At 58.5% G+C, this 23,545-nt stretch carries 20 protein-coding genes; 18 read left to right on the top strand and 2 right to left on the bottom strand.

The genetic code is table 11. The features are described 5' to 3' along the window. Positions 1-67 precede the first annotated feature (67 nt). Positions 68-379: a DUF485 domain-containing protein gene (locus KCG87_RS25885; RefSeq protein ID WP_027613950.1), complete on the top strand. Its 312-nt coding sequence runs from the start codon at positions 68-70 to the stop codon at positions 377-379. Further along, the gene (locus tag KCG87_RS25890) at positions 376-2,034 is read left to right on the top strand and encodes a cation acetate symporter (RefSeq protein ID WP_027613951.1); all 1,659 of its coding nucleotides are present in this window, start codon (positions 376-378) and stop codon (positions 2,032-2,034) included. The genes KCG87_RS25885 and KCG87_RS25890 overlap by 4 nt, the downstream gene beginning before the upstream one ends. A 1,022-nt stretch (positions 2,035-3,056) precedes the next feature. On the opposite strand, the gene gltA is transcribed toward KCG87_RS25890, so the two are convergent. Continuing rightward, positions 3,057-4,346 carry a citrate synthase gene (gene gltA, locus KCG87_RS25895; protein WP_003222994.1) on the bottom strand — a complete coding sequence of 430 codons (1,290 nt, stop codon included), beginning with the start codon at positions 4,344-4,346 and terminating at the stop codon, positions 3,057-3,059. 363 nt (positions 4,347-4,709) lie between these two features. On the opposite strand from gltA, the gene sdhC reads away from it, so the two are divergent. From sdhC to KCG87_RS25955, 12 genes are all read left to right on the top strand, one after another. Next, the gene (gene sdhC / locus KCG87_RS25900; protein WP_016773673.1) at positions 4,710-5,084 is read left to right on the top strand and encodes a succinate dehydrogenase, cytochrome b556 subunit; all 375 of its coding nucleotides are present in this window, start codon (positions 4,710-4,712) and stop codon (positions 5,082-5,084) included. Further along, positions 5,078-5,446, top strand: a complete 369-nt coding sequence (gene sdhD, locus KCG87_RS25905) for a succinate dehydrogenase, hydrophobic membrane anchor protein (RefSeq protein WP_003222999.1) — start codon at positions 5,078-5,080, stop codon at positions 5,444-5,446. Before sdhC ends, sdhD begins: the two co-directional genes overlap by 7 nt. A gap of 3 nt (positions 5,447-5,449) precedes the next feature. After that, complete coding sequence (gene sdhA, locus KCG87_RS25910; protein ID WP_007962857.1) at positions 5,450-7,222, top strand: succinate dehydrogenase flavoprotein subunit; 1,773 nt, start codon at positions 5,450-5,452, stop codon at positions 7,220-7,222. Between the two features lie 11 nt (positions 7,223-7,233). Further along, the gene (locus tag KCG87_RS25915; RefSeq protein WP_003223007.1) at positions 7,234-7,938 is read left to right on the top strand and encodes a succinate dehydrogenase iron-sulfur subunit; all 705 of its coding nucleotides are present in this window, start codon (positions 7,234-7,236) and stop codon (positions 7,936-7,938) included. A 259-nt stretch (positions 7,939-8,197) separates the two neighbouring features. Beyond that, positions 8,198-11,029: a 2-oxoglutarate dehydrogenase E1 component gene (locus KCG87_RS25920; RefSeq protein WP_027614036.1), complete on the top strand. Its 2,832-nt coding sequence runs from the start codon at positions 8,198-8,200 to the stop codon at positions 11,027-11,029. A gap of 42 nt (positions 11,030-11,071) precedes the next feature. Then, complete coding sequence (odhB, locus tag KCG87_RS25925) at positions 11,072-12,295, top strand: 2-oxoglutarate dehydrogenase complex dihydrolipoyllysine-residue succinyltransferase (protein ID WP_003223011.1); 1,224 nt, start codon at positions 11,072-11,074, stop codon at positions 12,293-12,295. Positions 12,296-12,392: 97 nt separating this feature from the next. Next, positions 12,393-13,829: a dihydrolipoyl dehydrogenase gene (gene lpdA / locus KCG87_RS25930; RefSeq protein ID WP_007962860.1), complete on the top strand. Its 1,437-nt coding sequence runs from the start codon at positions 12,393-12,395 to the stop codon at positions 13,827-13,829. A gap of 200 nt (positions 13,830-14,029) precedes the next feature. Beyond that, entirely contained in the window at positions 14,030-15,196 is a 1,167-nt protein-coding gene (sucC, locus tag KCG87_RS25935) for an ADP-forming succinate--CoA ligase subunit beta (protein ID WP_003223015.1), read from the top strand. Beyond that, positions 15,196-16,077: a succinate--CoA ligase subunit alpha gene (gene sucD / locus KCG87_RS25940; RefSeq protein ID WP_003223019.1), complete on the top strand. Its 882-nt coding sequence runs from the start codon at positions 15,196-15,198 to the stop codon at positions 16,075-16,077. The genes sucC and sucD overlap by 1 nt, the downstream gene beginning before the upstream one ends. 482 nt (positions 16,078-16,559) lie before the next feature. Further along, positions 16,560-17,873 carry a branched-chain amino acid transport system II carrier protein gene (brnQ, locus tag KCG87_RS25945; RefSeq protein WP_027614038.1) on the top strand — a complete coding sequence of 438 codons (1,314 nt, stop codon included), beginning with the start codon at positions 16,560-16,562 and terminating at the stop codon, positions 17,871-17,873. Between the two features lie 256 nt (positions 17,874-18,129). Next, positions 18,130-18,867, top strand: a complete 738-nt coding sequence (locus KCG87_RS25950; protein WP_210559140.1) for a DUF599 family protein — start codon at positions 18,130-18,132, stop codon at positions 18,865-18,867. Next, positions 18,867-19,268 (top strand): MAPEG family protein, encoded by a 402-nt coding sequence (locus tag KCG87_RS25955; RefSeq protein WP_007962864.1) that lies wholly within the window; start codon positions 18,867-18,869, stop codon positions 19,266-19,268. Before KCG87_RS25950 ends, KCG87_RS25955 begins: the two co-directional genes overlap by 1 nt. 88 nt (positions 19,269-19,356) lie before the next feature. Here the strand turns inward: KCG87_RS25955 and KCG87_RS25960 are convergent, their stop codons facing one another. After that, positions 19,357-19,593: a hypothetical protein gene (locus tag KCG87_RS25960; protein WP_007962865.1), complete on the bottom strand. Its 237-nt coding sequence runs from the start codon at positions 19,591-19,593 to the stop codon at positions 19,357-19,359. Between the two features lie 158 nt (positions 19,594-19,751). Between KCG87_RS25960 and KCG87_RS25965 the strand changes: the two genes are divergently transcribed. The 4 genes from KCG87_RS25965 to KCG87_RS25980 all read left to right on the top strand — a co-directional run bounded on the left by KCG87_RS25965 (position 19,752) and on the right by KCG87_RS25980 (position 23,460). Beyond that, positions 19,752-20,228 carry a PaaI family thioesterase gene (locus KCG87_RS25965; RefSeq protein WP_098967875.1) on the top strand — a complete coding sequence of 159 codons (477 nt, stop codon included), beginning with the start codon at positions 19,752-19,754 and terminating at the stop codon, positions 20,226-20,228. After that, positions 20,225-20,677, top strand: a complete 453-nt coding sequence (locus tag KCG87_RS25970) for a PaaI family thioesterase (RefSeq protein WP_064586638.1) — start codon at positions 20,225-20,227, stop codon at positions 20,675-20,677. Before KCG87_RS25965 ends, KCG87_RS25970 begins: the two co-directional genes overlap by 4 nt. Positions 20,678-20,758: 81 nt before the next feature. Continuing rightward, a complete protein-coding gene (htpG, locus tag KCG87_RS25975; protein WP_167734103.1) occupies positions 20,759-22,663 on the top strand; it encodes a molecular chaperone HtpG in 1,905 nt (634 codons plus the stop codon). A 68-nt stretch (positions 22,664-22,731) separates the two neighbouring features. Next, positions 22,732-23,460 (top strand): dienelactone hydrolase family protein, encoded by a 729-nt coding sequence (locus KCG87_RS25980; RefSeq protein ID WP_134785778.1) that lies wholly within the window; start codon positions 22,732-22,734, stop codon positions 23,458-23,460. Positions 23,461-23,545: the final 85 nt, after the last annotated feature.

The following is a 23,545-nucleotide window of genomic DNA, read 5'->3' on the forward strand; positions in this document are numbered from 1 at the left end:
AACCCGTTCCGCAGCCGCATACAGTGGATACGTTCCAACAATAATCTGTGCTGCGAGGATAAAAACAATGAACGACAGCATTTACCTCTCGATTCAAAACAGCCCGCGCTTCAAGGAGCTGGTGCGAAAAAGAGAAAAATTCGCCTGGATACTCTCGGCGATCATGCTCGGGCTGTACTCCGGATTCATCCTGCTGATCGCATACGGGCCGCAAGTGCTCGGGGCGAAACTCAGTCCCGGGTCGTCGATTACCTGGGGTATTCCGATTGGTGTCGGCCTGATTGTCTCGGCCTTCATCCTGACCGCGATCTACGTACGGCGCGCCAATGGCGAGTTTGACGACCTGAACAATGCGATTCTCAAGGAGGCTCAGCAATGATCCGGCGTCTACTGGCTCTTTTGAGCATCGCTGCGTTCGCTCCGGCCGTCTGGGCCGCTGACGCCTTGACCGGCGAAGTCCACAAACAACCGCTCAACGTTTCCGCGATCGCCATGTTCGTGGTGTTCGTCGGCGCCACCTTGTGCATCACCTACTGGGCGTCCAAGCGCAACAAGTCGGCCGCCGACTACTATGCAGCGGGCGGCAAGATCACCGGGTTCCAGAACGGTCTGGCGATTGCCGGTGACTACATGTCGGCGGCGTCCTTCCTGGGGATTTCCGCGCTGGTGTTCACCTCCGGCTACGACGGCCTGATCTACTCGATCGGCTTCCTGGTGGGCTGGCCGATCATTCTGTTCCTGATCGCCGAGCGCCTGCGTAACCTGGGTAAATACACCTTTGCCGACGTGGCGTCCTACCGCCTCGGGCAAACCCAGATCCGCACCCTGTCTGCCTGCGGTTCGCTGGTAGTGGTGGCGTTCTACCTGATCGCGCAAATGGTGGGTGCCGGCAAGCTGATCCAGCTGCTGTTCGGTCTCGACTACTACGTCGCGGTGATTCTGGTCGGTATCCTGATGTGCATGTACGTGCTGTTCGGCGGCATGCTGGCGACCACCTGGGTGCAGATCATCAAGGCGGTGCTGTTGCTGTCCGGTGCCTCGTTCATGGCGCTGATGGTGATGAAGCACGTCAACTTCGACTTCAACATGCTGTTCTCCGAGGCGATCAAGGTTCACCCGAAAGGTGAGGCGATCATGAGCCCGGGCGGTTTGGTGAAAGATCCGATTTCGGCGTTCTCCCTCGGTCTGGCCCTGATGTTCGGTACTGCCGGCCTGCCACACATCCTGATGCGCTTCTTTACCGTGAGTGATGCGAAAGAAGCGCGCAAGAGCGTGCTGTACGCCACCGGCTTCATTGGTTACTTCTACATCCTGACCTTCATCATCGGCTTCGGCGCGATCCTGCTGGTCAGCACCAACCCGGCCTTCAAGGATGCGGCGGGCGCTCTGCTCGGCGGCAACAACATGGCGGCGGTGCACCTGGCTGACGCGGTGGGTGGCAGCATCTTCCTCGGCTTCATCTCGGCGGTGGCGTTTGCGACCATTCTGGCGGTGGTGGCCGGTCTGACCCTGGCCGGTGCTTCGGCGGTGTCGCACGACCTGTATGCCAGCGTGATCAAGAAGGGCAAGGCCAACGACAAGGATGAAATTCGCGTGTCGAAGATCACCACTATCGCCCTGGGTGTGCTGGCGATCGGTCTGGGTATCCTGTTCGAGAGCCAGAACATCGCGTTCATGGTCGGCCTGGCGTTCTCCATCGCGGCGAGCTGCAACTTCCCGGTGCTGTTGCTTTCGATGTACTGGAAGAAGCTGACCACCCGCGGTGCGATGGTCGGTGGCTGGCTGGGGCTGGTGAGTGCGGTGGGGCTGATGATCCTTGGCCCGACCATCTGGGTGCAGATTCTGCATCACGAGAAGGCGATCTTCCCGTACGAGTATCCGGCGTTGTTCTCAATGGTGATCGCGTTCATCGGGATCTGGTTCTTCTCGATTACCGACAAGTCGGCGGCGGCCGAGAACGAGCGTGCGCTGTTCTTCCCGCAGTTTGTGCGTTCGCAGACTGGCCTTGGGGCGAGCGGGGCGGTTTCGCACTAAGTTCTGGTTACGTGGTTTGAGTGAAATGCCCTGGTTGAGAGATCGGGGCATTTTTTTTGTGGGCGGTTATCGGGCTGGAATTGTGTGCATATCCGTTGCTGCGGTCACGGCCTCCTATGGTTCCGCCCTTACGGCGGGTCACTTTTGGCAAACGCCCCAAAAGTAACCAAAAGGTCTGTGCCCTGACGTTCGGCCCTCGCTTAGGCTCGGGTTCCTTCGCTCCGGGATTCATCCGGGGGGCAGCGCCTACGGTTTGCTTCGCTGCACCTCCTCTCGCTGTGTTTGGCTGCGCCAAACGGTCGCTGCGCTCCCACCCCCGGATCAATCCCTCCACTCAGCCTGCCGACGGGCCCTCAGATCAAAAGCGGTACTCGAGCTAACGCTCATTGTGTTGAGTGGTGGAAAAGCATGCGGTCGGCTTGTGTTCTGTGTTGGATCTACCCCTCACCCCAGCCCTCTCCCAAGGGAGAGGGAGCCGATTTTTGAGCCTTTCAGAACCTGAGTTCGACTGGGTGTTTCACATCGGCGTAACTCTCCCAAACACCGCGATCAGTCCCCTCTCCCTCCGGGAGAGGGCTAGGGTGAGGGGCTCTTGATCTGGTTTTTGATCTGGCTTTGGCTTTGGCTTTTGATCTTTTGCCCCTTCGGCAGGCCGAGCGTAGGTGTCCATCAGGGGGTTAGGCGCGCAGCGCCATGCGGCGAAGCCGCATACATCGAGAGGAGGTGCAGCGAAGCAAACCGGAGGCGATGCCCCCGGATGGACACCGTAGCGAGGGAACACTGAGCCTCAGCGAAGTGCCGTACGCCGGGGCAAAGCCTTTTGGGTTACCTTTTCGGCGTTTGGAAAAGGTGACTCGCTGTAAGAGCGAAACCATAGGAGGCCGTTACCGCAGCAACGGATATACACCCAAAACCCCAAAACCCAGTCGGCCCACAGGCCGCTGCGACCAGACAAACAAAAACGGCCTCTATATAAGAGGCCGTTCCCGATACAACTTCAAGACGTTATCGCAACACAAGCCTTATTTGCGGTCTTCCAGCTTGGTGATATCACGCGACTCGTAGCCGGTGTACAGCTGGCGCGGACGGCCGATCTTGTACGGGCTGGAGAGCATTTCTTTCCAGTGCGAAATCCAGCCCACAGTACGTGCCAGGGCGAAGATCACGGTGAACATGCTGGTTGGAATGCCGATCGCCTTGAGGATGATCCCCGAGTAGAAGTCGACGTTCGGGTACAGCGAGCGCTCGATGAAGTACGGGTCGGTCAGCGCGATCTCTTCCAGGCGCATGGCCAGTTCGAGTTGCGGATCGTTGTTGATGCCCAGTTCTTTCAGCACTTCGTCGCAGGTCTGCTTCATGACAGTCGCGCGAGGGTCGCGGTTCTTGTAAACGCGGTGACCGAAGCCCATCAGCTTGAACGGATCGTTCTTGTCCTTGGCCTTGGCGATGAACTTGTCGATGTTGGACACATCGCCAATCTCGTCAAGCATGGTCAGAACGGCTTCGTTCGCACCGCCGTGGGCAGGGCCCCACAGTGCGGCGATACCGGCGGCGATACAGGCGAACGGGTTGGCACCCGAGGAACCTGCCAGGCGCACGGTGGACGTCGATGCGTTCTGCTCGTGGTCGGCGTGGAGGATGAAGATCCGATCCATGGCCTTGGCGAGTACCGGGCTGATCGGTTTGATCTCGCACGGGGTGTTGAACATCATGTGCAGGAAGTTTTCCGCGTACGTCAGGTCGTTGCGCGGGTACATCATGGGTTGGCCCATGGAGTACTTGTAAACCATCGCTGCCAGGGTTGGCATCTTGGCGACCAGACGGATCGCGGAGATTTCGCGATGCTGCGGGTTATTGATGTCCAGGGAGTCGTGGTAGAAGGCCGAGAGGGCGCCGACTACGCCGCACATGACGGCCATCGGGTGGGCGTCGCGACGGAAGCCGTTGAAGAAGGTTTTCAGCTGCTCGTGAACCATGGTGTGGTTTTTCACGGTGCTGACGAACTGGGCCTTCTGTTCTGCAGTCGGCAATTCGCCGTTGAGCAGCAGGTAGCAGGTTTCCAGGTAGTCCGACTTTTCAGCCAGCTGTTCGATCGGGTAGCCGCGGTGCAACAGAATGCCGTTGTCGCCGTCGATATAGGTGATCTTCGATTCGCACGAGGCGGTCGACATGAAACCCGGGTCGAAAGTGAAGCGGCCCGTGGCCGTCAGGCCCCGAACATCGATTACATCGGGACCAACGGTGCCGGTTAAAATGGGCAGCTCGACGGGGGCTGCGCCCTCGATGATCAACTGCGCTTTTTTGTCAGCCATGTGGCCTCCTATTTATGCTTGAACCATCAGACAGACCCCCCACGCAGGGCCCGCACCACTATAGTGAGATAAATTCGAATGTCAATTTGCCTAAAGTCTTGCTCCAGAAGGCTTTAAGCGCACTTTTTCCTCGAAATTGACTGCCATTTACGCCTTTTATGCGACTTGTGCAATCAGCTATTGGGGGTAGGTGATTGCGTTGTCATTAGTAGCCTAACTGTCTATACTCGGCCACCGACCGCCAAGGGCTTTTGGGCTTGCTTTCATTGGGGGTCGCATCCCTGGGTGGTGGTTACCTGACCAGTGCACTCCCCAACAACTTTGCCCTGATTGTTAGGGGCTCTTCAGTGTGAAAAAAAAGCCGTGAAAAGCCAACGACCTGTAAACCTAGACCTAAGGACCATCAAACTCCCAGTCACTGCTTACACGTCCATTCTTCACCGTATCTCCGGTGTCATCCTCTTCGTGTGCCTTGCCATCATGCTTTACGCATTGGACAAGTCGCTGAGCTCCGAGGAAGGCTTCGGTCAGGTGAAAGCGTGTCTGACCAGTCCGCTAGCCAAGCTAGTGATTTGGGGCATCCTGTCCGCTCTGCTGTATCACCTGGTTGCCGGTGTGCGCCATTTGATCATGGACATGGGCATCGGTGAGACGCTGGAAGGCGGCAAGCTGGGCTCGAAAATCGTTATCGCCGTTTCCGTGGTGGTAATCGTTCTGGCAGGAGTCTGGATATGGTAACTAACGTCACGAACCTCTCGCGTTCGGGCCTCTATGACTGGATGGCGCAACGTGTGTCGGCGGTCGTTCTCGCGGCTTACTTCATTTTTCTGATCGGATACGTCGTGGCCCACCCAGGCCTCGAGTACGCCCAGTGGCATGAACTGTTCGCCCACAACGGGATGCGTATTTTCAGCCTCCTGGCCCTTGTTGCTCTCGGCGCTCACGCCTGGGTCGGCATGTGGACCATCGCGACTGACTACCTGACGCCAATGGCGTTCGGCAAGTCCGCGACGGCTATACGTTTCCTTTTCCAGGCAGTATGCGGCGTTGCGATGTTCGCTTACTTCGTCTGGGGTGTGCAGATTCTCTGGGGTATCTGAGTCATGGCTAACATTCCAACGATTTCTTTCGACGCCATCATTATTGGTGGTGGCGGTGCCGGCATGCGCGCTGCGCTGCAGCTGGCGCAGGGCGGTCACAAGACTGCGGTGATCACCAAGGTTTTCCCGACCCGTTCGCACACTGTATCCGCCCAGGGCGGCATCACCTGCGCGATCGCGTCCGCTGACCCGAACGATGACTGGCGCTGGCACATGTACGATACCGTCAAGGGTTCCGACTACATCGGTGACCAGGACGCTATCGAATACATGTGTCAGGAAGGCCCGGCTGCCGTTTTCGAGCTGGACCACATGGGTCTGCCGTTCTCGCGTACCGAGCAAGGCCGTATCTACCAGCGTCCGTTCGGTGGTCAGTCCAAGGACTACGGTAAGGGCGGCCAGGCTGCCCGTACTTGCGCAGCGTCCGACCGTACCGGTCACGCACTGCTGCACACCCTTTATCAGGGCAACCTGAAAGCCGGTACCACGTTCCTGAACGAGTACTACGCGGTCGACCTGGTGAAAAACCAGGAAGGCGAGTTTGTCGGTGTGATCGCGATCTGCATCGAAACCGGCGAAACTTCGTACATTCGCGCCAAGGCCACCGTACTGGCTACTGGCGGTGCTGGCCGTATCTACGCCTCCACCACCAACGCCCTGATCAACACCGGTGACGGCGTTGGCATGGCGCTGCGTGCTGGCGTGCCGGTACAAGACATCGAAATGTGGCAGTTCCACCCGACCGGCATCGCCGGCGCCGGTGTACTGGTGACCGAAGGTTGCCGTGGTGAAGGTGGTTACCTGATCAACAAGCACGGCGAGCGTTTCATGGAGCGTTATGCTCCGAACGCGAAAGACCTCGCTGGTCGTGACGTGGTTGCCCGCTCGATGGTTAAAGAAATCATCGCCGGCAACGGTTGCGGTCCGAATGGCGACCACGTAATGCTCAAACTCGACCACTTGGGCGAGGAAGTGCTGCACAGCCGTCTGCCAGGTATCTGCGAACTGTCGAAGACTTTCGCACACGTTGACCCGGTGGTTGCTCCGGTTCCGGTTGTTCCGACCTGCCACTACATGATGGGCGGCGTTGCCACCAACATTCATGGTCAGGCGATCACCCAGAACGCCGAAGGCGTGGATCAGATCATTCCTGGTCTGTTCGCCGTAGGTGAAGTGGCTTGCGTATCGGTACACGGTGCCAACCGTCTGGGCGGCAACTCGCTGCTCGACCTGGTGGTATTCGGCCGCGCTGCCGGCCTGCACCTGGAAAAGGCGCTGACCGACGGCATCGAATACGACGACGCTACCGAAGCCGACATCGAAGCTGCCCTGTCGCGTTTGAATGCGCTGAACGGCCGTACCGATGGCGAAGACGTGGCTACCCTGCGTCGCGAGCTGCAAAGCTGCATGCAGAACTACTTCGGTGTATTCCGCACTGGCGAATACATGCAGAAGGGTATCGCTCAGCTGGCCGATCTGCGCAAGCGCATCGCCAACGTGAAGATCAACGACAAGTCGCAAGCGTTCAACACCGCGCGTATCGAAGCTCTGGAACTGCAAAACCTGCTGGAAGTGGCTGAAGCTACCGCCATCGCGGCCGAAGTACGTAAAGAGTCCCGCGGCGCTCACGCCCGTGAAGACTTCGAAGACCGTGACGACGAAAACTGGCTGTGCCACACCCTGTACTTCCCGGGTGAGAAACGCGTCGCCAAGCGTGCCGTAAACTTCTCGCCGAAGACTGTTCCGACTTTCGAACCTAAAGTCCGGACTTATTAAGGGTGATCGCCATGTTGCAAGTCAGTGTTTATCGCTACAACCCTGATCAGGACGCTGCGCCGTTCATGCAGGAATTCCAGGTCGATACCGGTGGTAAAGACCTGATGGTGCTGGACGTGCTGGCCCTGATCAAAGAGCAGGACGAGGGTTTCTCCTATCGTCGCTCTTGCCGTGAAGGCGTCTGCGGCTCCGACGGCATGAACATCAACGGCAAGAACGGCCTGGCGTGCATCACGCCGCTGTCCGCTGTCGTAAAAGGCAACAAGTTGATCGTTCGTCCGCTGCCAGGTTTGCCGGTTATCCGTGACCTGGTTGTCGATATGAGCATCTTCTACAAGCAATACGAGAAGGTTAAGCCTTACCTGCAGAACGACACGCCGGCTCCGGCCATCGAGCGTCTGCAGTCCCCAGAAGAGCGTGAAAAGCTCGACGGTCTGTACGAGTGCATCCTGTGCGCCTGCTGCTCGACCTCGTGCCCGTCCTTCTGGTGGAACCCGGACAAGTTCCTGGGCCCGGCTGCCCTGCTGCAAGCGTATCGCTTCCTGGCAGACAGCCGTGACACCAAGACTTCCGAGCGTCTGGCTTCGCTCGATGATCCGTTCAGCGTCTTCCGCTGCCGGGGCATCATGAACTGCGTCAACGTATGTCCGAAAGGCCTGAACCCGACTAAGGCCATCGGTCACATCCGTAACATGTTGCTTTCGAGCGGCGTGTGATTCAGCTGCTGTAACCGTAGAACCGCTGTAACGAAGAGGCTGTGGCGCGGGCTTCAACCCGCGTCATGGCTATAACCAGAGCAGTAGCCACAAGCTGCAGCTCTTATTTTGAAGAAATGAGACAAGCAGGGGCATCCGGGCTGGTACCCGGACTATCAGCGTGATCCTAAGTGGCTTGTTTTGGTCGCTGCATTCGGACTTCTGCAAGTTTGCTCGGTATTGACGCCGATGGTGTTCCCCTAACCGAGGGTGACCAAGCATGCAAGAAAGCGTGATGCAGCGCATGTGGAACAGCGCCTACCTTTCAGGTGGAAACGCTGCCTATGTGGAAGAGCTTTATGAGCTCTACCTGCACGACCCTAACGCTGTGCCAGAAGAGTGGCGCACCTACTTTCAGAAGCTGCCTGCCGACGGCAGCTCTGCCACTGATGTTTCGCACTCCACAATTCGCGATCATTTCGTGCTGCTGGCAAAGAACCAGCGCCGCGCCCAACCGGTTTCCGCCGGGAGCGTGAGCAGTGAGCACGAGAAGAAGCAAGTTGAAGTGCTGCGATTGATCCAGGCCTACCGTATGCGTGGCCACCAGGCAGCCCAGCTTGACCCGCTGGGGCTGTGGCAGCGTCCTGCACCTGCAGACCTGTCGATCAATCATTACGGCTTGACCAATGCCGATCTTGATACGACCTTCCGTGCCGGCGACCTGTTCATCGGCAAAGAGGAAGCGAGCCTACGCGAAATTCACGAAGCGTTGCAGCAGACATATTGCCGCACCATCGGCGCTGAATTTACGCACATCACCGATTCCGAGCAGCGCCAGTGGTTCCAGCAGCGTCTGGAAAGCGTGCGTGGTCGTCCGACGTACTCCGCCGACATCAAGAGCCACCTGCTCGAGCGCGTGACTGCCGGTGAAGGCCTGGAAAAATACCTGGGCACCAAATACCCGGGCACCAAGCGTTTCGGTCTGGAAGGCGGCGAAAGCCTGATTCCGATGCTCGACGAGCTGATCCAGCGTTCCGGTTCCTACGGCACCAAGGAAGTCGTCATCGGCATGGCCCACCGTGGCCGTCTGAACGTGCTGGTCAACACCTTCGGCAAGAACCCGCGCGAGCTGTTCGACGAGTTCGAAGGCAAGAAGAAGGTCGAGCTGGGTTCCGGTGACGTCAAATACCACCAGGGCTTCTCGTCCAACGTGATGACCACCGGCGGTGAAGTTCACCTGGCCATGGCGTTCAACCCGTCCCACCTGGAAATCGTTTCCCCGGTGGTAGAAGGTTCGGTTCGCGCCCGTCAGGATCGTCGTAACGACCCGACCGGTGAGAAGGTGCTGCCGATCTCCATCCACGGTGACGCTGCATTCGCAGGTCAGGGCGTGGTCATGGAAACCTTCCAGATGTCGCAGACCCGCGGTTTCAAGACCGGCGGTACCGTGCACATCGTGATCAACAACCAGGTCGGTTTCACCATCAGCAACCCGCTGGACTCGCGTTCCACCGAGTACGCCACCGACGTTGCGAAGATGATCCAGGCGCCGATCCTCCATGTGAATGGTGATGATCCGGAAGCCGTGCTGTTCGTGACCCAGTTGGCCATCGATTACCGCATGCAGTTCAAGCGTGACGTGGTGATCGACCTGGTCTGCTACCGTCGTCGCGGCCACAACGAGGCCGACGAGCCAAGCGGCACCCAGCCGCTGATGTATCAGCAGATCACCAAGCAGCGCACCACTCGTGAGCTGTACGCTGATCGTCTGACTCAGGCCGGTGTACTGGACGCTGAACGTGTTCAGGCCAAGGTCGACGAGTACCGCAATGCGCTGGACAACGGTCTGCACGTAGTGAAATCGCTGGTCAAAGAGCCGAACAAAGAGCTGTTCGTGGACTGGCGTCCGTATCTGGGCCACGCCTGGACTGCGCGTCACGACACCCGTTTCGATCTGAAGACCCTGCAGGAACTGTCCGCCAAGCTGCTGGAAATTCCGGAAGGCTTCGTGGTTCAGCGTCAGGTCGCGAAGATCTACGAAGACCGTCAGAAGATGCAAGCCGGCGGCCTGCCGATCAACTGGGGTTACGCCGAAACCATGGCGTACGCGACCCTGGCGTTCGAAGGTCACCCGATCCGCATGACCGGTCAGGACATCGGCCGCGGTACGTTCTCGCACCGTCACGCTGTACTGCACAACCAGAAAGACGCGGGCACCTACATTCCGCTGCAGAACCTGTACGACGGTCAGCCACGCTTTGACCTGTACGACTCGTTCCTCTCGGAAGAAGCGGTATTGGCCTTCGAATATGGTTACTCGACCACCACGCCAAACGCGCTGGTGATCTGGGAAGCCCAGTTCGGCGACTTCGCCAACGGTGCACAGGTTGTTATCGACCAGTTCATCACCAGCGGCGAGCACAAGTGGGGCCGTCTCTGCGGTCTGACCATGCTGTTGCCGCACGGCTACGAAGGTCAGGGTCCTGAGCACAGCTCGGCTCGTCTTGAGCGTTACCTGCAGCTGTGCGCCGAGCACAACATTCAGGTGTGCATGCCGACCACCCCGGCCCAGATCTACCACTTGCTGCGTCGTCAGGTGATTCGTCCGCTGCGCAAACCTCTGGTAGTGCTGACGCCGAAGTCGCTGCTGCGCCACAAGCTGGCCGTCTCGACCCTGGAAGATCTGGCTGAAGGTTCGTTCCAGACCGTGATCCCGGAAATCGATGCCCTGGACCCGAAAAAGGTCGAGCGCGTTGTTCTGTGTAGCGGCAAGGTCTACTACGACCTGCTGGAAAAACGTCGTGCCGAAGGCCGTGACGATATCGCCATCGTGCGTATCGAGCAGCTGTATCCATTCCCTGAGGACGACTTGAAAGAAGTCCTGGCGCCTTACACCAACGTCAAGCATGCCGTCTGGTGTCAGGAAGAGCCGATGAACCAGGGCGCCTGGTACTGCAGCCAGCATCACCTGCGTCGCAGCATCGGTAACCTCGACAAGTCTCTCGTACTCGAGTACGCGGGCCGCGAGGCTTCTGCTGCCCCAGCATGTGGTTACGCATCGATGCACGCCGAGCAGCAGGAAAAACTGCTGCAAGACGCGTTTACCGTTTAACGCCTTCGCGCACCTGAAACCGAATTTAAGGAACCACAGATAATGGCTATCGAGATCAAAGCCCCCACTTTCCCGGAATCGGTTGCCGATGGCACCGTTGCCACCTGGCACAAAAAACCGGGCGACGCCGTCAAGCGTGACGACCTGATCGTCGACATCGAAACCGACAAGGTCGTACTGGAAGTGCTGGCTACCGCCGACGGCGTGCTGGGCGCAATCGTCAAAAACGAAGGCGACACCGTTCTGTCCGACGAAGTCCTGGGCTCCATCGAAGCGGGCGGCGCTGCTGCCGCTGCTCCAGCCGCCGCTGCTGCTCCGGCCGCTGCTGCCGCTGCCCCGGCTGCTGCCGAAGGCGAAGACGATCCTGTTGCTGCTCCGGCTGCGCGCAAGCTGGCTGAAGAGAACGGCATCAACATCGCTTCCGTTGCCGGTACCGGCAAAGGTGGTCGTGTGACCAAGGAAGACGTGGTGGCTGCTGTTGCCGCGAAGAAAGCCGCTCCGGCTGCCGCACCTGCCAAGGCTGCTGCTCCGGCTGCCGCTGCTCCGGTATTCGCTGCCGGTGATCGCGTTGAGAAGCGCGTACCGATGACCCGTCTGCGTGCCAAGGTTGCCGAGCGTCTGGTTGAAGCCCAGTCGAACATGGCAATGCTGACCACTTTCAACGAAGTCGACATGACCGAAGTCATGGCGCTGCGTTCGAAGTACAAGGACCTGTTCGAGAAGTCCCACAACGGCGTACGCCTGGGCTTCATGTCGTTCTTCGTCAAGGCTGCCACCGAAGCGCTGAAACGCTTCCCGGCGGTCAACGCTTCGATCGACGGTGCAGACATCGTTTACCACGGCTACGCCGACATCGGTGTTGCCGTTTCCAGCGACCGTGGTCTGGTCGTTCCGGTTCTGCGTAACGCCGAGCTGATGAGCCTGGCTGAAATCGAAGGCGGCATCGCCACTTTCGGCAAGAAAGCCCGTGACGGCAAACTGTCGATGGAAGAGATGACCGGCGGTACCTTCACCATCACCAACGGTGGTACCTTCGGTTCGATGATGTCGACCCCGATCGTCAACCCGCCGCAGGCAGCGATTCTGGGCATGCACAACATCATCCAGCGTCCTATGGCCATCAACGGTCAGGTCGTGATCCGTCCGATGATGTACCTGGCACTGTCCTACGATCACCGTCTGATCGATGGCAAAGAAGCTGTAACCTTCCTGGTGACCATCAAGAACCTGCTGGAAGATCCGGCTCGTCTGTTGCTGGATATCTGATAGAAGCAGCCATGCGCTGCGGGTGGCGTACCGTCGGCAACGGCGGTACGGCCCGCAGCGCGCGGCTTGAAGCTTTTCGCTAAAGAGGATTTTTTGAATGTCGCAGAAATTTGACGTAGTAGTGATCGGTGCCGGCCCTGGCGGCTATGTAGCTGCCATCAAGGCCGCGCAGCTGGGTCTCACCACTGCCTGCATCGAGAAGTACACCGACGCTGAAGGCAAACAGGCCCTCGGCGGTACTTGCCTGAACGTCGGCTGCATTCCGTCCAAGGCGCTGCTGGACAGCTCCTGGAAGTACAAGGAAGCCAAAGAGAGCTTCAACGTTCACGGTATCTCGACCGGCGAAGTCAAAATGGACGTCGCTGCGATGGTTGGCCGTAAGGCTGGCATCGTCAAGAACCTGACTGGCGGCGTTGCCACCCTGTTCAAGGCCAACGGCGTTACCTCGATCCAGGGCCACGGCAAGCTGCTGGCTGGCAAGAAAGTCGAAGTCACCAAGCCGGACGGTTCGGTTGAAGTCATCGAAGCCGAAAACGTCATCCTGGCTCCAGGTTCGCGTCCGATCGACATTCCGCCGGCTCCGGTCGATCAGAAAGTCATCGTCGATTCGACTGGCGCTCTGGAATTCCAATCCGTACCTAAGCGTCTGGGCGTGATCGGCGCTGGCGTGATCGGTCTGGAACTGGGTTCGGTGTGGTCGCGTCTGGGTTCCGAAGTGGTTGTCCTCGAAGCACTGGACACCTTCCTGATGGCAGCGGACACCGCTGTTTCCAAGGAAGCGCTGAAAACCCTGACCAAGCAAGGTCTGGACATCAAACTGGGCGCTCGCGTAACCGGTTCGAAAGTGAACGGCGACGAAGTCGTGGTTAACTACACCGATGCCAACGGCGAACAGTCCATCACTTTCGACAAGCTGATCGTAGCCGTTGGTCGCCGTCCGGTGACCACTGATCTGCTGGCTGCCGACAGCGGCGTGACCCTGGACGAGCGCGGTTTCGTGCACGTTGACGATCATTGCGCCACCACCGTACCGGGCGTTTACGCCATCGGTGACGTGGTTCGCGGCATGATGCTGGCGCACAAGGCCTCGGAAGAGGGCATCATGGTTGTCGAGCGCATCAAGGGCCACAAAGCCCAGATGAACTATGACCTGATCCCTTCGGTTATTTATACTCACCCGGAAATCGCGTGGGTTGGCAAAACCGAGCAGGCCTTGAAAGCCGAAGGCGTTGAAGTTAACGTCGGCACCTTCCCGTTCGCCGCTTCCGGCCGTGCCATGGCCGCCAACGATACCGGTGGTTTCGTCAAGGTCATCGCTGATGCCAAGACTGACCGCGTATTGGGCGTGCACGTGATTGGCCCGAGCGCTGCAGAACTGGTTCAGCAGGGCGCGATCGGTATGGAATTCGGCACCAGCGCTGAAGACCTGGGCATGATGGTTTTCTCCCATCCGACCCTGTCTGAAGCCTTGCACGAAGCTGCTCTGGCTGTGAATGGCGGCGCCATCCACATTGCCAACCGCAAGAAGCGTTAAGACACAATAAGAAACCACGGCGGTAACGGCCCGTCGTGAGCCTTGCGAGCAAGTCTCACCGCGGAATGTCCGCTGGACGCAGTCTTGCGTAGCTGCACCGGGTATCCGGAAAGGCTACGCAAGCAGCAGTCACAGGTGGCGCGGCACTCATCAAGAGCGCAGCGCCGAATGCGCAGTACCTAACGAAGACGGTAAAAAGCATGAATCTTCACGAGTATCAGGGTAAGCAGCTGTTCGCTGAATACGGCCTGCCAGTTTCCACTGGTTACGCAGTAGACACCCCGGAAGCAGCAGCAGAAGCTTGCGACAAAATCGGCGGCAGCGAGTGGGTTGTCAAAGCCCAGGTCCACGCCGGTGGTCGCGGTAAAGCGGGCGGCGTCAAGCTGGTTCGCAACAAAGAAGACGCCAAGGCCTTCGCACAGCAGTGGCTGGGCAAGCGTCTGGTGACTTACCAGACTGACGCCAATGGTCAGCCAGTCACCAAGATCCTGGTTGAATCGTGCACTGATATCGCTAAAGAGCTGTACCTGGGCGCTGTCGTTGACCGTTCGAGCCGTCGCATCGTGTTCATGGCTTCCACCGAAGGTGGCGTGGACATCGAGAAAATCGCTCACGACACTCCAGAAAAAATTCTGAAAGCCACTATCGATCCACTGGTTGGCGCTCAGCCATTCCAGGGTCGCGAGCTGGCGTTCCAACTGGGTCTGGAAGGCAAGCAAGTTGCCCAGTTCGCCAAGATCTTCGTTGGTCTGGCCAAACTGTTCCAGGATCACGATCTGGCCCTGCTGGAAGTGAACCCGCTGGTGATCAAGGCTGACGGCGATCTGCACTGCCTGGACGCCAAGATCAACATCGACGCCAACGCCATGTACCGTCAGCCTAAGCTGAAGACTTTCCACGATCCGTCGCAAGACGATCCGCGCGAAGCGCACGCTGCCAAGTTCGAACTGAACTACGTAGCCCTGGAAGGCAACATCGGCTGCATGGTCAACGGTGCCGGCCTGGCCATGGGTACCATGGACATCGTCAACCTGCACGGCGGCAAGCCAGCCAACTTCCTCGACGTAGGTGGTGGTGCTACCAAAGAACGCGTTACCGAAGCATTCAAAATCATTCTGTCCGACACCAACGTCGCTGCAGTACTGGTTAACATCTTCGGCGGCATCGTTCGCTGCGACATGATTGCCGAAGGCATCATCGGCGCCGTGAAAGAAGTCGGCGTGAAAATCCCGGTTGTTGTTCGCCTTGAAGGCAACAACGCTGAGCTGGGCGCTAAAGTACTGGCAGAAAGCGGTTTGAACATCATCGCTGCTACCAGCCTGACCGACGCTGCTCAACAAGTTGTCAAAGCTGCGGAGGGCAAATAATGAGCGTCCTGATCAATAAAGACACCAAAGTTATCTGCCAGGGTATTACCGGTTCGCAAGGTAGTTTCCACACCCAGCAAGCCATCGAATACGGCACCAAGATGGTTGGTGGCGTAACTCCGGGCAAAGGCGGCACCGAGCACCTGGGTCTGCCAGTGTTCAACACCGTTAAAGACGCAGTAGCTGCCACTGGCGCTACCGCCAGCGTGATCTACGTTCCGGCTCCTTTCTGCAAGGACTCGATCCTGGAAGCAGCGTTCGGCGGCATCAAGCTGATCGTCTGCATCACTGAAGGCATTCCTACCCTGGACATGCTGGACGCTAAAGTTAAGTGCGACGAGCTGGGTGTTACCCTGATCGGCCCTAACTGCCCAGGCGTGATCACCCCAGGCGAATGCAAGATCGGCATCATGCCAGGTCACATTCACTTGCCAGGCAAGGTCGGTATCGTTTCGCGTTCCGGCACCCTGACCTACGAAGCTGTGAAGCAGACCACTGACGCCGGTTTCGGTCAGTCGACTTGCGTCGGCATCGGTGGTGACCCGATCCCGGGTTCGAACTTCATCGACATCCTGAAGCTGTTCCAGGAAGACCCGAAGACCGAAGCGATCGTGATGATCGGCGAGATCGGCGGTTCGGCTGAAGAAGAAGCGGCTGCCTACATCAAGGCACACGTGACCAAGCCGGTTGTTTCCTACATCGCTGGTGTGACTGCTCCTCCGGGCAAGCGCATGGGCCATGCTGGCGCAATCATCTCTGGCGGCAAAGGCACTGCAGACGAGAAATTCGCTGCGCTGCAAGACGCAGGCGTAAAAACCGTGCGTTCGCTGGCAGACATCGGCAAGGCCCTGGCCGAGCTGACCGGTTGGGCTGTCAAGTAAGCCTCGTGCTTGACTGACGCTTCACCAGACAAAGGCCACCTTCGGGTGGCCTTTGTTGTTTCTGGCATTAAAGGGATAGGAGGGCTTCTGTGGCGAGGGGATTTATCCCCGATGGGCTGCGAAGCGGCTCCAAACCCGATGTATCCAGCCAATCGAAAAGCGCTACAAGTTCTCAATCAGGGCTGCTTCGGCCCATCGGGGATAAATCCCCTCACTACAGGGTTCGTGCTCTACCTACAGAGTTCCATGTAGGAAAAATAGATGCGTAAACGCGACACAGACACGTCGTGTATCGGATAGTTCGCCCTCAAACAGTGCGTTTGTCAGACAAATTCGTTAGGCTAGCAGCCATTTTTGCGTCTGCCGCCCACAAGGCATGCAACGCGCTAAACGGGTCAGTCTTATACGGACTGACAGCATTTCCCTAACCCCACAGGGAAATCCCCCTCTAAATTCCGATTCAGTAGTGTGGTATTTCCTTAATGAAAGTTTTGAAAGGTCAGGACATCCTGGCACTGGGCTTTATGACATTTGCCCTGTTCGTCGGGGCCGGCAACATCATTTTCCCGCCTATCGTCGGCCTGCAGTCCGGACCTAATGTCTGGATGGCGGCGCTGGGCTTCCTGATCACGGCCGTCGGTCTGCCGGTGGTCACCGTCGTCGCCCTGGCCAAGGTCGGTGGCGCGATGGATGCGCTGAGCAGCCCGATCGGCAAGATCGCCGGTGGTGTGCTCGCCGCGGCATGCTACCTGGCGGTCGGCCCGCTGTTCGCCACCCCGCGGACCGCGACCGTGTCGTTCGAAGTGGGTCTGGCGCCGCTGACCGGCGAAAGCCCGCTGGCGCTGTTCCTCTACAGCTCGGTGTACTTCCTGCTGGTGTTCTTCATCTCGCTGTATCCGGGCCGTCTGCTCGATACCGTGGGGCGTTTTCTCGCGCCATTGAAGATCATCGCCCTGGCGGTACTCGGCATCGCCGCGTTCGCCTTGCCGGCCGGTGATATCGGTCAGGCCACACCTGAATACGTCGCGGCACCGTTCTCCCAAGGCTTCATCAATGGTTACCTGACCATGGATACCCTCGGCGCGCTGGTGTTCGGTATCGTCATCGTCAACGCGATCCGCTCCCGTGGCGTCGAGTCGCCTGCGCTGATCACCCGTTACGCGATCATTGCCGGCCTCATCGCCGGTGTCGGTCTGGCGCTGGTGTACATCAGCCTGTTCCGCCTCGGCTCCGGCAGCCACGAAGTCGCGGTCGGTGCCACTAACGGCGCGGCGGTGCTGCATGCTTACGTGCAACACACCTTCGGTTCGCTGGGCAGCGGTTTCCTCGCGGTGCTGATCTCGCTGGCGTGCCTGGTGACCGCGGTCGGTCTGACCTGCGCCTGCGCTGAATACTTCAGCCGCGTGCTGCCGCTGTCCTACAAGACCCTGGTGATCATCCTCGCCGCGTTCTCGCTGCTGGTGTCCAACCTGGGCCTGACCAAGCTGATCGCGTTCTCGATCCCGGTGCTGACCGCGATCTACCCGCCGTGCATCGTTCTGGTGGCTCTGAGCTTCTGCAAGGACTTCTGGCATGAACACGGGCGGATCCTCGGCCCGGTCATGCTGGTGTCGTTCCTGTTCGGCACCATCGACGCGCTCAAGGGCGCCGGTCTGGCCGACTGGATGCCGTCGCAGCTGTCGCACCTGCCGCTGAGCGAGCAGGGTCTGGCGTGGCTGGTGCCATGCGTGATGACCCTGGTGGTCGCCGTGGTCTGTGATCGCCTGCTGGGCAAGCGCAGCGAAGCCGTTGCCTGACGTTGTCTGACCCGCCACAAACGGGTCTTCAGCGCTTAAACAGAAATGCCCCGTATCAATCGATACGGGGCATTTTTTATGGGCGTCTGGCAGTGTCTTTTTCCGCGAGCTAACGTCGAAGCACTGCACAGATTTTATGTAGGAGTGAGCCTGCTCGCGTTGGCGTCGTACCTGTCGGATCAATGCCGGGTGTGCCAGCGAATCGCGAGCAGGCTCACTCCTACAGGTAATGCATCCACACTTCACAGGAAAACGAATGTCGTTCATCCAAGCCAATCTGATCCACCTGCTGGTCGCGCTCTGGTTTGTCATTTGCTGGGGCGGCTACACCCGTTATGCGTCGTGGAAGGCCCGCGACACCGCGTGCCTCGCCAGCGTGCTGCACCTGTATCGCGAAGACTGGATGCGCCGCATGCTGCTGCGTGACAACCGTATTGCCGACGCCAGCGTGATCGGTAATCTGGAGCGTAACGCCTCGTTCTTCGCCTCCAGCACTCTGATCATCCTCGCCGGCATTCTCACCGTGCTCGGTGCGTCCGAACGCGCCGTGTCGCTGCTGGCGGATATCCCGATGGTGCAGCAGGCGTCGCAGGGCATGTCGGAGATCAAGTTGCTGTGTCTGGCGCTGGTGTTCGTCTATGCGTTCTTCACCTTCAGTTGGTGCATGCGTCAGTACAACTTTGCTGCGGTGCTGGTCGGTTCCGCGCCGATGATCGGTGAGCGTCAGGTCTCGGAGCAGGAGCGCAAGGCGTTCGCACTGCGGGCGGCGCGGGTGATTTCGATGGCGGCGAACCAGTTCAACTTCGGTCTGCGCTCTTATTACTTCGGCATGAGCATGCTGGCGTGGTTTGTCAGCCCGTGGCTGTTCATGTTGATGAGTGCCGGGGTGGTCATCGTGTTGTACCGCCGCGAGTTTCATTCCGACGTGCTGGATGTGATGGTCTATACCCCTACAGAGGCACCATTGCCCGAAACCAATAAAGAGGCTGCTTGATGAGTATTCCGTTCTGGTGTGTGTTTATCAGTGCACTGTTGATTTACATCGCGCGCATGCCGGTGGGCAAGGCCATGAAAGAGCAGGGTGGTTACAACAACCATCTACCGCGCCAACAGCAGGCGCAACTCACTGGCTATGGCGCGCGGGCGCTGGCGGCGCACCAGAACTGCATCGAAGCGTTCATCCTGTTCGCCGTGGGTGTGCTGATGGCGCACACCACGCAAACCCAAGGCTGGTTGATTGATGCGCTGGCGATCATCTTTGTGATCGCGCGAATTCTTTACGTGTGGTTATACCTGGCGGATAAACCATCCCTGCGCAGCCTGGTGTGGCTGGTCGGCCTGATCTGCAGTTTGTTGCTGATGATTAGTCCGACTTTTAGAACCGTATTGCTCTAAGAAAGCCTCTAAGCCAAGACTGACAAAAAATCACAGGCAAAAGAAAACCCGCACTTGGCGGGTTTTCTTTTACTGCATCAAGTCGCAATTATTGCTTCTTGGCAGCTTCTTCCTGAGCAGCTTGATTCGATTCAGCCTGAGCTTTGGCAGCTTCGGCGTTTTCTTTTGCTGCGTCGTTCACTTTATCCTGAGCTTTGTTCATGTCTTGCTGAGCTTGCTCAGCATGTTGGTTTGCATCTTGAGCTTTGTCCTCGGATTTTTTATCGCAGGCAGCGAGACCGAGGGAAGCGGTCAACATCAAGGCAATAGCTAAAGTCTTACGCATGGGGTGTTTCTCCTTATGGAAAATAACTACTGGCCTTAAGAGCGCAGCGCCAAAGGTTAAGTTCCTCATTTCCTTCAGATATATAAGTTTGTTTTTTAGTGGAACTTTTGCGGTATTTCCTACTACTGGCACAAGGCTCTAACGAGAGTAATTATCAAATGGCTGAAAACCCCGTTTTTGAGCGCGCGACACGATTTCTTTCGGCCCTGCGCCATTGTCAGGTGCTCGGTTTGACGGTACACAGCGCCAGCAGCGAAGGGCTGACGGTGAGGTTGCCGTACAGCGCGCAAATCGTCGGCAATCCACAGACCGGGGTCATCCACGGCGGTGCCATTACTTCGCTGATGGACACCGCGTGCGGCATGTCCACGTTGTGCGTGCTGGCGGAGTTCGAAGTCTGCCCGACCCTGGACCTGCGTATCGACTACATGCACGCCGCCGAGCCGAACAAGGACGTCTATGGCTTTGCCCAGTGTTACCGGGTCACCACCGATGTGATCTTCGCCCGCGGCTTTGCCTATCAGGATGATCCGCAGCAACCGATCGCCCATGTCGTCGGCACATTCATGCGCATGGGCAAGGGCCTGAAGGGCACTCACGGGTTTGGCGGCACGATCAAAGGAGAGCTCTCATGAGCGATGACTGGAAGCAACAATTGCTGCTGGCCCACGCCCAGGGCGATTACGCACCGCTGCTGGGGATGATTCCCTACGCCGGGCTGATCGGCGTCGAATGCTCGCGAGTCGGTGATGAATTGCTGTTCAAGCTGCCGGCGAATAAGGACAACATTGGTAACCCTTTATTGCCAGCCATTCACGGCGGGGTGATCGCCGGGTTCATGGAGCTGGCGGCCGCGTTGCATCTGCTGATCTTCACCGGGGCGCCCGGGGTGCCGAAGATCATCGACTTCTCTCTGGATTACCTGCGCGCCGGGCAGTTTCGCGACACCTGGGCCAAGTGTCAGGTCTGTCGCCAGGGCCGGCGCGTGGCCAACGTCGCCATCACGGCCTGGCAAAGCACCGAGAGCGAACCGATTGCCACCGCCCGTGCACATTTCAAAATTGATGAGCCCTTGAAATCCTGAACGCTGCCCCCAACTCAGTGAACAACCCGCCGCCGACCCTCAAGGTCGCGGCCACTGCCATCTGATTGGAGTTTGATGACCATGAGTGTGGAAACTCAAAAGGAAACCCTGGGCTTCCAGACCGAGGTAAAGCAGCTGCTGCACCTCATGATCCATTCGCTGTATTCCAACAAGGAAATCTTCCTTCGCGAATTGATCTCGAACGCCTCTGACGCTGTCGACAAGCTGCGCTTCGAAGCCCTGGCCAAGCCTGAGTTGCTCGAAGGTGGCGCTGAACTGAAAATCCGTGTGAGCTTCGACAAGGACGCCAAGACCGTCACCCTCGAAGACAACGGTATCGGCATGAACCGTGACGATGTGATCACCCACCTGGGGACCATCGCCAAGTCGGGCACCGCCGATTTCATGAAGAATCTCTCGGGCGATCAGAAGAAAGATTCTCACCTGATCGGCCAGTTCGGTGTCGGCTTCTACTCGGCGTTCATCGTTGCCGACCAGGTTGATGTGTATTCCCGTCGCGCCGGCACTCCAGCCAGCGAAGGCGTGCACTGGTCGTCGAAAGGCGAGGGCGAATTCGAAGTCGCCACCATCGACAAGCCAGAACGCGGCACCCGCATCGTCCTGCACCTGAAATCCGCTGAAGACGAATTCGCCGACGGCTGGCGTCTGCGCAACATCATCAAGAAATACTCCGACCACATCGCGCTGCCGATCGAGCTGCCGAAAGAAGTCACTGCCGCTGAAGGCGAAGAGAAGCCTGCCGTTGAATGGGAAACCGTCAACCGCGCCAGCGCCCTGTGGACCCGTCCGCGCACTGAAGTGAAGGACGAGGAATACCAGGAGTTCTACAAGCACATCGCTCACGACTTCGAAAACCCGCTGGCCTGGAGCCACAACAAGGTCGAAGGCAAGCTCGAGTACAGCTCGCTGCTGTACGTGCCGGCCCGTGCGCCGTTCGATCTGTACCAGCGTGAAGCGCCGAAAGGCCTGAAGCTGTACGTGCAGCGCGTGTTCGTGATGGATCAGGCCGAGTCGTTCCTGCCGCTGTACCTGCGCTTCATCAAGGGTGTGGTCGATTCCAACGACCTGTCGCTGAACGTGTCGCGGGAAATCCTGCAGAAAGACCCGATCATCGACTCGATGAAGTCGGCGCTGACCAAGCGCGTGCTGGACATGCTGGAAAAACTGGCGAAGAACGAGCCTGAGCAATACAAGGGCTTCTGGAAAAACTTCGGTCAGGTCATGAAAGAAGGCCCGGCAGAAGATTTCGCCAACAAAGAGAAAATTGCCGGTCTGCTGCGTTTCGCATCGACCCAAGGCGAGGACGGCGAGCAAGTTGTCGGTCTGGCTGACTACCTGGCGCGCGCCAAGGAAGGTCAGGACAAGATCTACTACCTCACCGGCGAAACCTACGCGCAGGTCAAGAACAGCCCGCACCTGGAAGTCTTCCGCAAGAAAGGCATCGAAGTGCTGCTGCTGACCGACCGTATCGACGAGTGGCTGATGAGCTACCTCAGCGAATTCGACGGCAAGACCTTTGTCGACGTGGCACGCGGTGATCTTGATCTGGGCAACCTGGACTCGGAAGAGGACAAGAAAGCTGCAGAAGAAGTCGCCAAGTCCAAAGAAGGTCTGGTCGAGCGCCTGAAAACCGCGCTGGGCGATTCCGTGGCGGAAGTTCGGGTTTCCCATCGTCTGACCGACTCGCCAGCCATTCTGGCCATCGGCGAACAGGACCTGGGCCTGCAAATGCGCCAGATCCTCGAAGCCAGCGGGCAGAAAGTGCCGGAGTCGAAGCCGATTTTCGAATTCAACCCGAGCCACCCGCTGATCGAGAAACTCGACGGCGAGCAGAACGAAGGGCGTTTTGGCGACCTGTCGCACATCCTCTTCGATCAGGCCGCTCTGGCGGCTGGCGAAAGCTTGAAAGACCCGGCCGCTTACGTGACCCGTCTGAACAAGCTGCTGGTTGAACTGTCAGCTTGATCACGTTGTAGAAAAACCCGCTTCGGCGGGTTTTTTCATTCTGGTGTTTAACTAATCAGGAGTCAGAAATGAGCCAAGTTACTGTACGTTCCGTGGTCTATCAGCTGGATGGCCAGCCCTATGAAGGTCGTCTGGCGTTCGACACCGAGCACAAGGGCGCGCGCCCGGGCCTGCTGATGGCGCCGAACTGGATGGGCGTCAGCGCCGGGGCGGAAGAAATCGCCAAATCGGTCGCGGCCAAGGGCTACGTGGTGTTGATTGCTGACGTGTATGGCCAGGCAGTACGTCCGCAGAACGCTGACGAGGCCGGCGCGGCGATGATGCCGCTGAAGAACGACCGCGCACTGCTGCGTAAGCGCATGCAGGCAGCGTTCGAGCAGTTGCAGCAGCAGGGTGAGGCGGCGGTTGATACCTCAAAACTGGCGGTGTTCGGTTTCTGCTTCGGTGGTTGCTGTGCACTGGACCTGGCGCGCACCGGTGCACCAGTGAAGGCGGCGGTGTCGTTCCACGGTACGCTGGACTCGCCGAATCCGGCGGACGCAAAGAACATCAAGGGCTCGGTGCTGGTACTGCACGGTGCCTCCGACCCGCTGGTGCCGAAGGAGCAATTGCCGGCGTTCGAAGATGAAATGAACGCGGCGAAGGTCGATTGGCAGTTGCTCAGCTACGGCGGTGCGGTGCATTCGTTTACCGATCCGCATGCCAATGTGCCGGGCAAGATGATGTACGACGCGAAGACCGCCAAGCGTGCGTTCAAGTCGATGCATGATTTGCTGGATGAAGTGTTCAAAGCCTGAAGCCTGGAAAGCTAAAAGCCCCCTCACCCTAACCCTCTCCCAAAGGGAGAGGGGACTGATCGGGGGATGCTCAAGGATTACGCCG

It is taken from the genome of Pseudomonas sp. MWU347 (genome assembly GCF_017947305.1).
Taxonomy (GTDB): domain Bacteria; phylum Pseudomonadota; class Gammaproteobacteria; order Pseudomonadales; family Pseudomonadaceae; genus Aquipseudomonas; species Aquipseudomonas putida_A.

Bases quoted from the DNA above. Each gene is read 5' to 3' on its own strand.
- KCG87_RS25950 (WP_210559140.1), top strand. From the start codon at position 18,130: ATGTCGTTCATCCAAGCCAATCTGATCCACCTGCTGGTCGCGCTCTGG.
- sdhA (WP_007962857.1), top strand. From the start codon at position 5,450: ATGGCTAACATTCCAACGATTTCTTTCGACGCCATCATTATTGGTGGT.
- KCG87_RS25970 (WP_064586638.1), top strand. From the start codon at position 20,225: ATGAGCGATGACTGGAAGCAACAATTGCTGCTGGCCCACGCCCAGGGC.
- KCG87_RS25890 (WP_027613951.1), top strand. From the start codon at position 376: ATGATCCGGCGTCTACTGGCTCTTTTGAGCATCGCTGCGTTCGCTCCG.
- sucD (WP_003223019.1), top strand. From the start codon at position 15,196: ATGAGCGTCCTGATCAATAAAGACACCAAAGTTATCTGCCAGGGTATT.
- KCG87_RS25980 (WP_134785778.1), top strand. From the start codon at position 22,732: ATGAGCCAAGTTACTGTACGTTCCGTGGTCTATCAGCTGGATGGCCAG.
- odhB (WP_003223011.1), top strand. From the start codon at position 11,072: ATGGCTATCGAGATCAAAGCCCCCACTTTCCCGGAATCGGTTGCCGAT.
- sdhD (WP_003222999.1), top strand. From the start codon at position 5,078: ATGGTAACTAACGTCACGAACCTCTCGCGTTCGGGCCTCTATGACTGG.
- sucC (WP_003223015.1), top strand. From the start codon at position 14,030: ATGAATCTTCACGAGTATCAGGGTAAGCAGCTGTTCGCTGAATACGGC.
- lpdA (WP_007962860.1), top strand. From the start codon at position 12,393: ATGTCGCAGAAATTTGACGTAGTAGTGATCGGTGCCGGCCCTGGCGGC.
- KCG87_RS25965 (WP_098967875.1), top strand. From the start codon at position 19,752: ATGGCTGAAAACCCCGTTTTTGAGCGCGCGACACGATTTCTTTCGGCC.
- KCG87_RS25955 (WP_007962864.1), top strand. From the start codon at position 18,867: ATGAGTATTCCGTTCTGGTGTGTGTTTATCAGTGCACTGTTGATTTAC.
- KCG87_RS25885 (WP_027613950.1), top strand. From the start codon at position 68: ATGAACGACAGCATTTACCTCTCGATTCAAAACAGCCCGCGCTTCAAG.
- htpG (WP_167734103.1), top strand. From the start codon at position 20,759: ATGAGTGTGGAAACTCAAAAGGAAACCCTGGGCTTCCAGACCGAGGTA.
- KCG87_RS25915 (WP_003223007.1), top strand. From the start codon at position 7,234: ATGTTGCAAGTCAGTGTTTATCGCTACAACCCTGATCAGGACGCTGCG.
- gltA (WP_003222994.1), bottom strand. From the start codon at position 4,346: ATGGCTGACAAAAAAGCGCAGTTGATCATCGAGGGCGCAGCCCCCGTC.
- brnQ (WP_027614038.1), top strand. From the start codon at position 16,560: ATGAAAGTTTTGAAAGGTCAGGACATCCTGGCACTGGGCTTTATGACA.
- KCG87_RS25920 (WP_027614036.1), top strand. From the start codon at position 8,198: ATGCAAGAAAGCGTGATGCAGCGCATGTGGAACAGCGCCTACCTTTCA.
- KCG87_RS25960 (WP_007962865.1), bottom strand. From the start codon at position 19,593: ATGCGTAAGACTTTAGCTATTGCCTTGATGTTGACCGCTTCCCTCGGT.